Here is a 13,193-nt window from a genome sequence, read left to right as displayed (position 1 = left end):
GCCGCCACCGACAAGGTTCGCGGCATGCTCGACCCGGGGCGGGTGCCCGGGTCCATCGACGACAGCCGGGGTTACCTCGACCTCCTGGGACCACCCGAGCCCGCTGCGAGCACCAGTTTGTCGATCATGCAGAACCCGGTGTTCGCCACCATCTATGAGCGGGCATGGCGGCCGGTGTTCACCCGACTGTTCAGCCTGGGCGGCACGTCCACAAAGGAGTTCGACCGGCAACTGGTTGCGCGTCTGGGCCGCGCCGGCGACCGCACCATCCTCGATGTGGCATGTGGCCCCGGCAATTACACCCGCACACTGTCCGATCAGCTGACCGGGGAGGGAGTGTGCGTGGGTCTGGACTTCTCGGTTCCGATGATCGAACGGGCGGTACGCACCAACAGCGGTCCGCGAGTGGCCTACATACGCGCCGACGCACACGAAATCCCCTTCCCCGACGGCACTTTCGACACCGTCTGCTGCCTGGCCGCTCTCTACCTCGTTCCCGACCCCGGTGTGGTGCTCGATGAGCTCGCCAGGGTGACGGCGCCGCAGGGCGAGGTTGCGGTCTTCACCTCACTGCGCACCCCACTCACATCGCTTCCGGGCGTGTCGTTGGTCGCCGGCCGGAGCGGCTACCACCTCTTCGAACCAAACGAGGTGACCGACCGACTGCGGGCCGCCGGTCTTGTCGACATCGAACAGACCGTCACCGGCCAGGCCCAGTACGTCACGGCGCGCAAACCCGGCTGACGATCTCGAGCGCCGGGACAATGGGGTCAACTCAGGGCGTGGAGGTTTTTCGCCGTCGGTGACTTCTCGACCGACTCGGGGTCAGGGTCCGTCCCCAGCAGCCGATCGGCCGTACTGGAGGTGGTCACGGTGAACCAATAGTGCTCGTTCTTGTAGTGATGAAACCGGTGATTGCGCCAGGTCGCCTTGTATAGACGGCTTTTCGGCTTGTAGTCGGTATGGATCAGATAGTGCGTCCACTCGTACACGAGCCCCAGCGCACCCAGAGTGGCCAGGAATGTCAGTCCCAGCCCGAGCCGCCCGAATGCGAAGACGCCGATCAGAATTGCGGTCGGGATCACGGCGCAGAGCACCTGCCACGGAATGAAGATCAGCGGTATGTTGCGCGGATCCCGGTGGTGTTCGCGGTGTTTGCGCGAGAGCAGCGAATCGACCTTGAGCGAACCGACCGACCTCGGGCGCCAGTGGAGAACGCCGATGTGAATGATCCACTCCGCCAACGGGAACGACGCGACCATCACCGCCGGTATCACTGCATCGGTCCACTGCCAATCGGCCACCAGCACGCGGGCTGTACCGGAACCGGCCAACAGCACCGCGATCATCCACGGTGTGGGATGTCGCGCGAACTCGCCGAACGCGGCGCCCAGGGTCATGCCGCGACGCGTACTCGATCGTCCCTGCTCGTCTCTGCGAACCCGGCCATGGGCTCGACGGTCAGATGTCATCGGTGTCCTCCGCATCGCTTTCTCCCTCGCGCAACAAGGTCTCCATGTCACCGAACGCCGACATCAAGATCGATGTGGCGGGTGCGAGCAGGGTGGCGGCCGCCTGGGTGGCCGCCGCTGGATCGCGATCCGCGATCGCCTCGACGATCGCGCGATAGCCGTCGGCGTTGCCGACTTCGTCAGCCAGTGCCACCGCGAACGCTGACAACGCCGGTTCGTAAGCGGCCCGCATGGTGTTGTACAAGAGCCGGAAGGTGATCGAATCGGCACCGTCGACCACCGCGTCCCAGAAATCGAGCGCCGCAACCTGTTGGGCCACTGGCTCTGCTGTGTCGGCGAGCTTCTGCGCCGCCGACCGCGCCGCGGCTATCTGGGTATCGTTTGCACGCTGCGCAGCCAGCTCGGCCACTTTGGGTCCGATGTGCGCCCTGGCCTCCACCACCGAGCGCGCCACGGACACATCGAGTTCGCCTCCTCGAAAGAGCAGTCGCGGAAGCAGATCGAGTCCGCCGAACCTCCTGACGTCCTGCACCGTGGTGCCCCCACCCTGCCGGATGGAGACCAGACCGGCTGCGGCCACACGCTTCATGGCCTCACGAATTGCGGGTCTCGACACTCCCAGCACTCTGGCCAACTCCCGCTCGCTGGGCAGGTTCTGGCCTGCGGGCAGATCCCCGCTGAGCACCCCGTCGACGATCTGCTCGTACACGTCTTCGGGCACGCTGCGATGTTTGATCGGTTCGAACGGCATGGCCCGACCGTAGAAGCAACCCTGGCTATAGGTCAAGTGGTCTTACCAATATCGGTCGGCTAGCGTGAGTCCATGACCGACCGAACCCACGTCCATGCGTTCACCGACGACGCGCTCGGCGAACACGACGCCACGTCTCTGGCCGCAGCGATCGCCGCAGGTGAGATCAGCGCGCGCGAGGCCGCCGACGCCGCCATCGCCCGTGCTGAGAAGGTGAATCCCGCACTCAACGCGATCGTGGTGACGGACTACGACCGCGCCCGCACTGCTTCCGAACGGCCGGCCGGCGGGGTTTTCGCTGGGGTCCCCACCTTCATCAAAGACAACACCGATATCGCCGGCCTGCCGACGGGCCACGGCTCCGAAGCCGTTCACCCGAAGGTCAAGGCCACCACGGAGCCATACGCCGAGCAGTACCTCGCCTCAGGCATGACGATGCTGGGCAAGACCACCCTGCCCGAGTTCGGCTTCAACGCGACCACCGAGTTCCAGCACCTGCCGCCCACCCGAAATCCGTGGAACACCGCGTATTCCGCCGGTGCCTCATCGGGCGGGTCGGCCGCCCTGGTCGCTGCAGGGGTGGTGCCGATCGCTCACGCCAACGACGGCGGCGGGTCAATCCGTATTCCGGCTGCCGCATGCGGACTGGTCGGCCTCAAACTGACGCGCGGCCGCGAGGTGCAGTCGTTGCAGGGCAAGCAGATGCCGGTCGACATCGTGTCGAACAACGCGGTGACCCGTACCGTGCGCGACACCGCTGCGTTCGTCGCAGCAATCGAACAGTTCCGGCCCGCCGCGAGGTTGCCCCGCGTGGGCAAGGTGGAAGGCCCATCCGAGCGACGTCTGCGGATCGGATTGATCACCGATTCCATCGCAGGCGAGCCCACCGACGCGGAGACCAAATCGGCCGTCGACGACACGGCAGCGCTGCTGGCATCTCTCGGTCACGACGTCCGCGACATCACGATTCCCACCGATCAGACCTTTGTCCGCGACTTCATCCACTACTGGGCTCTGATGGCCTTCTCCACCCAGCATTTCGGCGGTCGGGTGACGGGCTCTCCGTTCGACAAGTCGAAGACGGACTCGCTGACCAAAGGCCTGGCGCGGCAATTCGTTCGCCGGCCATGGCTGACGCCGTTGTCGATCCGTGGCCTCAAGAGAAGCGAGCGCCAGTACCGCGAGGCATTCACCGACCTCGACATCGTGCTGTCACCGGTTCTCGGACACACCACCCCGGAGCTCGGATACCTCTCCCCCGCAGCCGGATTCGACGTGATGTTCCCACGCTTGGTGAACTACGTGAGCTTCACTCCGTTGAACAACGCAGCCGGTGGACCGGCCATGTCGCTACCGCTGGGTCGCACCACCGGCGGCCTGCCCATCGGAGTCCACTTCTCTGCGGCACATGGTGACGAACGAACCCTGCTGGAATTGGCGTTCGAGCTCGAGGCAGCGCGTCCCTTTGCCCGTATCCAGGACCAGGTGCAGGCAACCGGCTGAGCCACCCCGCACTTCGGCGGCGACTAGCTCACACTTGCCAGCGCGAACGGCAGCACCTCGCTCGCACCGGCCCGGCGTACCTGGCGGGCGGCCATCGTCAAGGTCCATCCGGTGTCGGCGATGTCGTCGACCAGCAGCACTGGCCCCGCCACCTCGGAGAGCACTGCCGGGTCTGGGTCGATCCACGAGTCGGCAAGTGCGGCAACGCGATATGCGGAGTTGGCAGCAGTCACCGGCCGACGGTCGGGCGCGTACCGCAGCGTGCCGAGGTTGGTCAGTCGGCCCAGTTCCGACAAGCGGTCGGTGACCGAACCGATCAGGATCGGGTGGGTGTCAGAGTCCAGCCCCATGATGGCTGTGGGCCGGTTCTGCCAGGGCCACGCCGCCAGAACTGCGACGGCTGCCTTGATCACTTCTTCCGGGGCCGGGGCGTCCGGCTCGTCGAGCAACCGGCGCAGGCGTGTGCCCCAGCCCAGGTCGGTGAGACGCCCGATGACCCGGCCCATCTCGGGGCCGTCTTTGATCTTGCCGGACAGCTCTACACCGAGCTTCTTCATCCCCGACGGCCATTGCTTGCGTGGGGCCAGTTCGACGCCCGGCCGTTGCAACTGTTCGCGGGCCGCATCCAGTGCTGCCCGGTCGACGTCGGCCGAATACCGTTGTCCCGCACAGTTGTCACACCGCCCGCACTTGCTGCCCGACTCCAGCTCGGGGTCGTCCAACTGTTCCCTCAGGAACGCCATCCGGCACCCATCGGTGTCCTGGTAGTCGAGCATCGCCTGCTGTTCGCGGCGGCGCGCCTGCTCGAGCTTCTCGTACCGCGCCTCGTCGTACGTCCACGGCTGACCGGTTCCCAGCCAGCCGCCCTTGACCCGTCGAACCGCCCCGTCGACGTCGAGCACCTTGAGCACCATCTCCAGCCGCGACCGGCCGAGGTCGACCAGCGGCTCCAACGCCGGTGTCGATTGTGGTCGCTCGGTGTCGAGCGCCTCGATGACCCTGCGCACCAACGCTTCCGGGGGAAAGGCCACCGACGCGAAGTAGCGCCAGATCTCCTGATCTTCGCTGCCCGGCAGCAGGATCACCTCGGCGCTCGCCGTGGAGCGGCCCGCGCGGCCGACCTGCTGGTAGTAGGCGATCGGCGATGACGGCGCGCCGAGGTGGATGACAAAGCCGAGGTCCGGCTTGTCGAAGCCCATGCCGAGGGCCGAGGTGGCCACCAAGGCCTTCACCCGATTCGCGAGGAGGTCGGCCTCGAGCTGTTCCCGCTCGGCCGCATCGGTGGATCCTGTGTAGGCCGCGACCTGATGGCCCATGTCGGTGAGCAGCGTCGCCACATCGCGGGCCGCCGAGACGGTGAGCGTGTAGATAATGCCCGATCCTTCGATCGAACCGATGTGTGCGGCAAGCCAAGCCACCCGCTCGGCCGAAGTCGAGACCTTCACCACCGACAGGTGCAGCGACTCGCGGTCGAGGCCACCACGCAGCACCAGCGTGTCGCCGCCACCCACCCCGAGCTGGGCGGCCACGTCGTCGACCACCCGGTCGTTGGCGGTCGCGGTGGTGGCGAGCACCGGCACATCCGTACCCAGTTCGGCAACCAGTGTGCGGATCCGCCGGTAGTCAGGCCGGAAGTCGTGGCCCCAGTCCGACACACAATGCGCCTCGTCCACCACCACGAGCCCGGCATCGGCGGCGAGAGACGGGAGCACGTTGTCGCGGAAGTCCGGGTTGTTCAAGCGCTCCGGACTCACGAGGAGGACGTCGAGGTCACCCTCGGCCACCCGCTGGTGGATGTCGTCCCACTCGGTGACATTGCCCGAGTTGATGGTCGCGGCCTTGACGCCGGCCCGCTCTGCCGACGCGACCTGGTTGCGCATCAGAGCCAGCAGCGGCGAGACGATCACCGTGGCGCCCCGGCCCTCGGCGCGCAGAAGCTTGGCCGCGATGAAGTAGACAGCGGATTTTCCCCAGCCCGTGCGTTGCACCACAAGCGCGCGTCGCCGCTGCACGACCAGCGCCTCGATCGCGGTCCACTGGTCGTCGCGCAACGTCGCGGCCGAGCCTGCCAGTTGCTCGAGGATCTCTTGGGCCTGCGCACGCGTGGCTGTGGTTCCGGTTCCCATGGTCATCGCCCCATCGTGCCCTGGTTCTACGACAACGTCGCCATCGGCGCCAGATCATCCGCCGACCGGGCCGAAACGCCCGCCGACCGGGCCCAAAACACCGTCGACCGTGCCCAAACGCCCGTCGACCGGGCCGAAATTGCTGTTGACCGTGCCGAAACGCCCGTTGACCGGGCCCAAGGTCGCATCTAATGGTGACTCCTGAGCGATAGCCCGGAAGTCGTCACGGCATATCGAAGGAACCAGCACGCCGGCGATGACGTCCATGCGTAATGACACTCGGAGATCGACCATTCTGGGGACCGGATGCCGCTCGTGCGGGCGGGATCTCGAAGGCCCTCGTAGACAGAGAGTTTCGGCGGATGCATCGCGGTGTCCGGATCAGTCCGGCCAAGAAGATGGGCCCTTTGGACGGCATTCAGGGGGCGGTCCTTCGCGCAGGTCCAGGGGCCGTGGTCTTCGGTTTGTCGGCAGCATTTCTGCACGGCGTCACCTGGTACGACGACGAATCGCCGATCGAGATCTGCAGGAACTCGACCGGACAGGGACGTCATCGAGGTGGTGTTCGCGTACATCGCTCCGATCTGGCGCCCACCGACGTCACCACGATCGACGGACTGAGGGTTACTAACCCGATCCGGACTGCGTACGACCTGGGCCGACGGCCACCTAGATGGCGAGCCCTCGGCCATCTCGACGACATGGTCCAGTCAACCGGTCTCGACGTGAAGGCCCTGTGGCGTTACGTGGTCGACCATCCCGACACCCGAGGTATCCGACAGATTCGTGCGTTGATCCCACATATCGATCCGGCGTCCGAGTCACCTCCTGAGAGCTGGATGCGATTGCTCATCGTCGAAGGAGGATTGCCGCGGCCAGAATCGCAAATCGTCGTACACGACTCGGACGGGGTGGAGTTCGCACGTCTTGACCTGGGATATCGCCGATTCAAGCTCGGCATAGAGTTCGACGGCGCCGAGTTCCACAGTTCGGCCGAGCAGAAGCACCACGACGAACAGCGGGACCGCCGACTGGCCAGGTTGGGATGGACGATCATCCGGGTCACGGCAGAACGTCTACGCGAGTATCCCCAGGATCTCGTTGGTGAGATCGAAACCGCACTGCGTGCCTGCGGTGCTTACCGCTGACGGGAGCATCGGCACGGTCGACGGCAGTTTCGGCCCGGTCGACGGCAGTTTCGGCCCGGTCGACGGGAGTATCGGCACGGTCGACGGAAGTATCGGCACGGTCAACGGGAGTTTCGGCACGGTCGGGGCTACATGTTGCGGTAATCGCGTGTGTACATCCGCGGACCGCGACGGGCGGGCATCGGCATGTACAGCTCGATGAGCCGGATCACCCGGTAGCGATGTCCCGCATAGGGTTCGAGTAGTTCCAGCATGCGGTCGTCGTCGATCGCCGCACCGATGAGCGTGTGGCCGACCTGGGAGGGGATGTGATAGTCCCCGACCGGCACCGCGTCCGCGTCACCGACCGCGCGAACCCTCGTTTCGGCGGCCGTCCACGGCCCGACCCCTTGGAGCAGGTGGAGTTTGTCGGCCTTGCGTTCCACGTCATAACCTGCGGCCCGGACGATGGTCTTGCGCCGGGCCGGTTCGGCACCGCTGGCGTGCCACTCCCATTGTGGGATCTCGCGCCACACCTGCTGCGGCGGCGGCACCTTCATGCTCGGCGAGCCGGGCGCGGGTTCGCCGTACTTGCGCACGATGTACCGCCAGGCCCGCCAGGCTTCGCGGCCGGTCACCTTCTGCTCCAGAACGGCTGCGGCCAGCGCCTCCCACACCCGGTCGGTGCGGCCGATGCGCAGCCCCTGACCCTGATGTGCCAGCCCGGCGATCACATCGTGATGCGCGACGAACTCGTCGGCGTTGTCCTCGCTGCCCAGCATCTGGGGCATCTGGTCGAGCAACCACTCCGCGCCGGGTCCCCACGCTCTGCCCAATACCGAATTGCCCGACCGCGACACGGCCAGTGTGCCGGGCCCATCGGGCGTGTGAATCGCCCGCCAGATCGACCCGTTCGGCGCGTACTTGAACGACGGATCACTGCTACCGCGACGATGCAGACTCAACGTCGCACGAATGTTCAACGGCCCCCGCGGAATCCACTCGCGAGACAAATGCGTGGGGCCCGGCGAGATCTCGCCGGGCCCTACGATCGACATGAGATGTCTAGAGGTTGATCATGTGCCCGATGGCACCGTGGAAGGTTTCCTGCATCGCCTCGGACATCGTCGGGTGGGTGTGCACGTTCCGCGCCAACTCGGTCGCCGTCAGATCCCACTTCTGGGCCAGCGTGAGCTCGGGCAGCATCTCGGAGACGTTGTCGCCCACGAGGTGCCCGCCGATCAGCTCACCGTGGGTGTTGTCGGTGATGAGCTTGACGAAGCCGGTCGGCTCGCCGAGCCCCTGCGCCTTGCCGTTTGCCGTGAACGGGAAGGTGGACACCTTGACGTCGTAGCCTTCTTCTTTCGCCTGGTCCTCGGTCAGTCCGAACGACGCGACCTGCGGCTGGCAGAAGGTGGCGCGCGGCATCATCCGGTAGTCGTCGATGATCATCGTCTCGGCATCGCCGATGGTCTCTGCGGCCACGACACCCTGCGCTTCGGCGACATGCGCCAGCATCAGCTTGCCGGTGACGTCACCGATGGCGTAGATGCCGTCGACGTTGGTCCGCATGTGATCATCGATCGCGATGGCGCCGCGATCGGTCGTCTCAACCCCGGTCTTGTCGAGGCCGTAGCCGTCCAGACGGGGCGCGAAGCCCACCGACATCAGTACCTTGTCGACGGTGAGTTCTCCGTCTTTGTCCTTGGCGTCGGTGTACTTGACGACCACCTGCGAGCCCTGGTCGTCGATCGACTGCACCCGGGTGGAGGTGAGGATCTTGACACCGAGTTTCTTGTACGCCTTCGCCAGTTCCTTCGACGAGTCCTTGTCCTCGTTCGGCAGGACGCGGTCGAGGAACTCGACGATGGTGACGTCGACCCCGTAGTTCGCCATCACGTAGCCGAACTCCATACCGATGGCGCCGGCGCCGACGATGACGATCGAGTCGGGCAGCTCACGGGTGAGGATCTGGTCTTCGTAGGTGACCACGTTCTCCGACAGCTCGACGCCGGGAAGGAGTTTCACGGTGGCGCCCACCGAGATGATCACATTGTCGAACGTGATCTCACGGTCGCCGACCTTGATGGTCTTCGCGTCGGTGAACTCGCCGAACCCGTCGATCTCGGTGATCTTGTTCTTCTTCATCAAGAAGTGAACGCCCTTGACCATCTTGTCCGCGACCTGGCGGCTGCGGTCGAACGCAGCGCCGAAATCGAAGGTGACGTCGCCGGAGATCCCGAAGGTCTTGGCCTGATAATTGAAGACGTGCGCGAGCTCTGCGTTACGCAGCAACGCCTTGGATGGGATGCATCCGACGTTGAGGCACACCCCGCCCCAATATTTCTCTTCGATTACTGCGGTCTTCTGTCCGAGTTGCGCCAGCCGGATCGCGGCGACGTAACCTCCCGGACCTCCGCCGAGGACAACTGTGTCAAAGTGTTCAGCCACGACGTCCACCCTACGTCGCCGCACCTGCGGGCGCTGACGGATACCCCTAGTGGGAGCAGGTCTTCGTTCAGAGCGAACACGTCCGGTCACAGCGGGCGTTCAGCACGTCGGGATCCACAGCCAGCGGTCAGGACGCTTGGGCATGTCAGCGTCATCGGTGTCCGCGACCGCGTCGTCGACACCGGGGTCGAACGGGAGGTCGGTCACCGACCGGCGTCGCGCGTCGTCCCGCCCGTGCTGCCCGCGATCTCGCTGTGAACTCATCTGCATGCTCCTGCTGGGTGCGCGCGTGCGGCACATCGCCCTGTCCACGGCGCTTCGCCGACGCAACGAAATCGTCTCACCAAGGATTCGGTGCCGGGTCGTGCCCGGATTGAGATCAGCCGCCCACTCCAACTAGAACGTGTTCTTGTTTGCGATCCCAAACCGCGCTACCGTCCCAGGGGTGCAGCCCACACCGTTCGAACCAGCCTCGCTAGGTCCTCTGCGATTGAAGAATCGCCTGATCAAATGCGCCACCTTCGAGGGCGCCACGCCCGAGGCGCTGGTCACTCCCGAGTTGATCGAGTTCCACCGGGAAGTGGCAGCCGGCGGGGTGGCGATGACAACGGTCGCCTATTGCGCCGTGTCGCCCGAGGGCCGAACCGACCGCCACCAGATCTGGATGCGACCGGAAGCGATACCCGGGCTGCAGAAACTGACCGACGCGATCCACGCCGAAGGCGCCCTCGCCGCAGCTCAATTGGGTCACGCAGGACCCGTGGCCAACCCGATCTCGAATCAGGCCAAGGCCCTGGCGCCGTCACGGATTCCCGCGCCGATGGGCATCACACTGTGCCGCAAGGTCACCACCGACGACATCACATCGATGCTCGTGAAGTTCCGCCGCGCAGCCCGTATCGCCGTGGACAGCGGTTTCGACGGCCTCGAGATCCACTTCGGCCACAACTACCTGGCCAGCAGTTTTCTCAGCCCACTTCTGAACCGCCGCCACGACGAGTACGGCGGATCCCTGGTGAACCGCGCCAGGTTCTGCCGCGAGATCGCCGAGGCGGTACGCGATGAGGTCGGCGATGAGGCCGCGGTGTGGGCGAAGCTCAGCATGTATGACGGCTTTCCCGGGAGTCTGCAGGTCGATGAGGCCTGCCAGGTCGGCAGACTCCTCGAATCCGACGGGCACCTCGACGCCCTCGAACCGACCGCGGGCAGTTCACTTCTCAATCCGATGTATCTGTTCCACGGGGATGCTCCCCGCAAGGAGTTCGCTGCCTCGTTCAAGGGCGTGATGCGGTGGGGGCTCAAGGCGGTCGGGCCCTTCTTCCTCAAGGAGTACGACTACCACCCCGGCTATCTCCTGCCGCTCTCCCGACAACTACGTGAGGCCGTTTCCATGCCGCTGATCCTGCTCGGCGGGATCACCGACCGCACTTCTATGGACGCGGCCATGGCGGAAGGCTTCGAGTTCGTGGCGATGGGGCGGGCGCTGCTCCGCGAACCCGATCTGCCGCTGCGCATCGAAGCCGATCCGTCGACGGTGTCGCAGTGCATCCACTGCAATCTGTGTATGCCCACCATCTACTCCCACACCCGGTGTCCCATCCGGACGGGTGAACGGGTTGCCCACGGCGGCGTCGTGGCACCGGCCTGATCGTCACGCGAGCCGGGCGACGGACCGCATGTGCGGCAGACTGGGTCCGGTGAGCGACACCGATCCCTATCTATGGCTCGAAGATGTAACCGGCGAGAAAGCTCTGAAGTGGGTGCGCGAGCACAATCAGCCCACGATCGAGGCCCTCACCACCAGCAGTCGGTTCGCCGACCTGGAGGCCGCCGCGCTGGAGGTGCTCGACACCGACGACCGCATCGCCTACGTACGCCGCCGCGGCGAGCACCTCTACAACTTCTGGCGTGATGCGACGAATCCGAGGGGACTGTGGCGCCGGACGACCCTCGAGGGATACCGCACCGACTCACCCGAGTGGGACGTGCTCATCGACCTCGACACGGTCGCCGCCGACGAAGGCGAGAACTGGGTGTGGAAGGGCGCTCTCGTCCTACGGCCGGACCATCGCCGGGCCTTGATCCTGCTGTCCAGAGGGGGCGCCGACGCGTCGGTCGTCCGCGAGTTCGATCTGCGAACCCGCACCTGGATCACCGCCGATGACGGTGGTTTCGAGCTCCCGGAGAACAAATCCGACATCAGCTGGATCGACGAGGACACCGTCTACGTCGGCACAGACTTCGGCGATCAGCCCGACGGCGAGTCGTCCCTGACCAACTCGGGCTATCCGCGGGTGGTGAAGCGCTGGTCACGTGGCACCTCGCTCGAGCAAGCCGAGACGGTGTACACGGGCGCAACGAGTGATGTTGCCGTACAAGCGATGTACGACGACACGATCGGATTCGAACGACATTTCCTGATCAGGTCCACCGACTTCTTCAATCAGGAGTTCTACGAGCTCACCGACAGCGAGCCCACCCTGATCGACGTCCCCACCGACGCGCACACCAGTGTGCACCGCAACTGGTTGCTCGTGTTCACCCGCTCACCGTGGAACCTCGCGAACCCGGGCGTGCACAACCAGGACCAGAGCGAATCGACCTACGCCACCGGCACCTTGGTGGTGTTCGACTACCCGTCGTACCTTGCGGGCGACCGCACAGGAACAGTGCTCTTCGCACCCGACGACCACACCAGCCTGCAGAACTTCTCGTTCACCTCTGCACACCTGGTCTTGGTGACCCTGCGCGACGTGCAGACCGAACTACGTTTGCTGAGCGTGACCGACTGGTCGGTGTCCGAGCTGCCCGGTCTACCTGAACTGGCCACCATCTCCGTGCTCGACACCGACCCCGACCACAGCGACGAATTGTTCTTGTCGGCAAGCAGTTTCACCACCCCACCGAGCCTGCTGCACGGGTCGAGCACCGACGGAGTGGCCCCCATCAAGCAATCGCCCGAGTTGTTCGACGCGTCCACGGTGTCCGCATCGCAACACTTCGCGACGTCGGACGACGGCACGCAGATCCCTTACTTCGTGATCAAGCGGGACGATGTGTCGCAGGGCCCGACCCTGCTGTACGGATACGGCGGTTTCGAGAACTCGATGACACCCGCGTACGGCGCGATATCGGGTCGGAACTGGATCGCCCGTGGCGGTGTGTACGTGATCGCGAACATTCGCGGCGGCGGCGAATACGGTCCCACCTGGCACACTCAGGCCCAGCTCGCGGGCAGGCATCTTGTGTACGAGGATTTCGCTTCTGTGGCAGAGGATCTCGTCGACCGGGGACTCACCACCGCGGACAAACTCGCGGCACAGGGCGGTTCCAACGGCGGGCTGCTGATGGGCGTGATGCTCACCAGTTACCCAGAACTGTTCGGCGCCTTGGTCTGCCAGGTTCCACTTCTCGACATGCGGCGCTACCACCTTCTGCTGGCAGGAGCGTCATGGGTGGCCGAGTACGGCGACCCCGACGACCCCGAGCAGTGGGAGTTCATCTCCAAGTACTCGCCCTACCAGTTGTTGCGGGCCGATGCGACGTACCCGGCGCTTCTGATGACCACCTCCACCCGTGACGACCGGGTGCATCCAGGCCACGCACGTAAGTTCGTCGCACGCATGGAGGAGCTCGGCCATTCCGTGGACTACTACGAGAACATCGAAGGCGGGCACGGCGGCGCCGCCGACAACAAGCAGGCCGCGTTCAAGTCAGCCCTCGCCTACGAGTTCCTGTGGGAGAAATTGGGCGGATGAGTCGG

The 13,193-nt window shown here is 65.3% G+C and carries 12 protein-coding genes; 5 read left to right on the top strand and 7 right to left on the bottom strand.

All coding sequences use genetic code 11. The features are described 5' to 3' along the window. Positions 1-24: 24 nt before the first annotated feature. On the top strand, positions 25-744 hold the full coding sequence (locus CSW57_RS02565; protein ID WP_099381991.1) for a class I SAM-dependent methyltransferase: 720 nt from the start codon (positions 25-27) through the stop codon (positions 742-744). A 26-nt stretch (positions 745-770) separates the two neighbouring features. On the opposite strand, the gene CSW57_RS02560 is transcribed toward CSW57_RS02565, so the two are convergent. Together CSW57_RS02560 and CSW57_RS02555 are read right to left on the bottom strand one after the other, a co-directional pair. Continuing rightward, a complete protein-coding gene (locus CSW57_RS02560) occupies positions 771-1,472 on the bottom strand; it encodes a sterol desaturase family protein (protein WP_099381314.1) in 702 nt (233 codons plus the stop codon). Further along, on the bottom strand, positions 1,462-2,223 hold the full coding sequence (locus CSW57_RS02555; RefSeq protein ID WP_099381313.1) for a FadR/GntR family transcriptional regulator: 762 nt from the start codon (positions 2,221-2,223) through the stop codon (positions 1,462-1,464). The genes CSW57_RS02560 and CSW57_RS02555 overlap by 11 nt, the downstream gene beginning before the upstream one ends. 72 nt (positions 2,224-2,295) lie before the next feature. Here CSW57_RS02555 and CSW57_RS02550 point away from each other — a divergent pair, with 72 nt between their 5' ends. Continuing rightward, the gene (locus tag CSW57_RS02550) at positions 2,296-3,726 is read left to right on the top strand and encodes an amidase (RefSeq protein ID WP_099381312.1); all 1,431 of its coding nucleotides are present in this window, start codon (positions 2,296-2,298) and stop codon (positions 3,724-3,726) included. Positions 3,727-3,749: 23 nt separating this feature from the next. On the opposite strand, the gene CSW57_RS02545 is transcribed toward CSW57_RS02550, so the two are convergent. Together CSW57_RS02545 and CSW57_RS02540 are read right to left on the bottom strand one after the other, a co-directional pair. Beyond that, complete coding sequence (locus CSW57_RS02545) at positions 3,750-5,852, bottom strand: RecQ family ATP-dependent DNA helicase (protein ID WP_099381990.1); 2,103 nt, start codon at positions 5,850-5,852, stop codon at positions 3,750-3,752. A 54-nt stretch (positions 5,853-5,906) separates the two neighbouring features. After that, on the bottom strand, positions 5,907-6,119 hold the full coding sequence (locus tag CSW57_RS02540; RefSeq protein ID WP_099381311.1) for a hypothetical protein: 213 nt from the start codon (positions 6,117-6,119) through the stop codon (positions 5,907-5,909). 95 nt (positions 6,120-6,214) lie between these two features. Between CSW57_RS02540 and CSW57_RS02535 the strand changes: the two genes are divergently transcribed. Next, positions 6,215-7,000, top strand: coding sequence for a DUF559 domain-containing protein (locus tag CSW57_RS02535; protein ID WP_189339112.1), 786 nt, complete (start codon positions 6,215-6,217; stop codon positions 6,998-7,000). Positions 7,001-7,128: 128 nt separating this feature from the next. On the opposite strand, the gene CSW57_RS02525 is transcribed toward CSW57_RS02535, so the two are convergent. The 3 genes from CSW57_RS02525 to CSW57_RS24380 form a co-directional block, all read right to left on the bottom strand. Beyond that, entirely contained in the window at positions 7,129-8,037 is a 909-nt protein-coding gene (locus CSW57_RS02525; RefSeq protein ID WP_099381308.1) for a DNA-3-methyladenine glycosylase family protein, read from the bottom strand. Positions 8,038-8,044: 7 nt separating this feature from the next. After that, entirely contained in the window at positions 8,045-9,430 is a 1,386-nt protein-coding gene (gene lpdA, locus CSW57_RS02520) for a dihydrolipoyl dehydrogenase (protein ID WP_099381989.1), read from the bottom strand. Between the two features lie 99 nt (positions 9,431-9,529). After that, on the bottom strand, positions 9,530-9,694 hold the full coding sequence (locus CSW57_RS24380) for a hypothetical protein (RefSeq protein WP_189339111.1): 165 nt from the start codon (positions 9,692-9,694) through the stop codon (positions 9,530-9,532). Positions 9,695-9,875: 181 nt separating this feature from the next. Here CSW57_RS24380 and CSW57_RS02515 point away from each other — a divergent pair, with 181 nt between their 5' ends. Both CSW57_RS02515 and CSW57_RS02510 read left to right on the top strand, forming a co-directional pair. Then, positions 9,876-11,078, top strand: a complete 1,203-nt coding sequence (locus CSW57_RS02515) for an NADH:flavin oxidoreductase (protein ID WP_099381307.1) — start codon at positions 9,876-9,878, stop codon at positions 11,076-11,078. 28 nt (positions 11,079-11,106) lie between these two features. Further along, on the top strand, positions 11,107-13,188 hold the full coding sequence (locus CSW57_RS02510) for a prolyl oligopeptidase family serine peptidase (RefSeq protein ID WP_099381306.1): 2,082 nt from the start codon (positions 11,107-11,109) through the stop codon (positions 13,186-13,188). Positions 13,189-13,193 lie beyond the last annotated feature (5 nt).

This window comes from Williamsia muralis (assembly GCF_002735905.1).
Taxonomy (GTDB): Bacteria; Actinomycetota; Actinomycetes; order Mycobacteriales; family Mycobacteriaceae; genus Williamsia; species Williamsia muralis_A.
The sequence above is the reverse complement of the archived record's forward strand: the minus strand, read 5'-3'. Positions and strand labels throughout refer to the sequence as shown.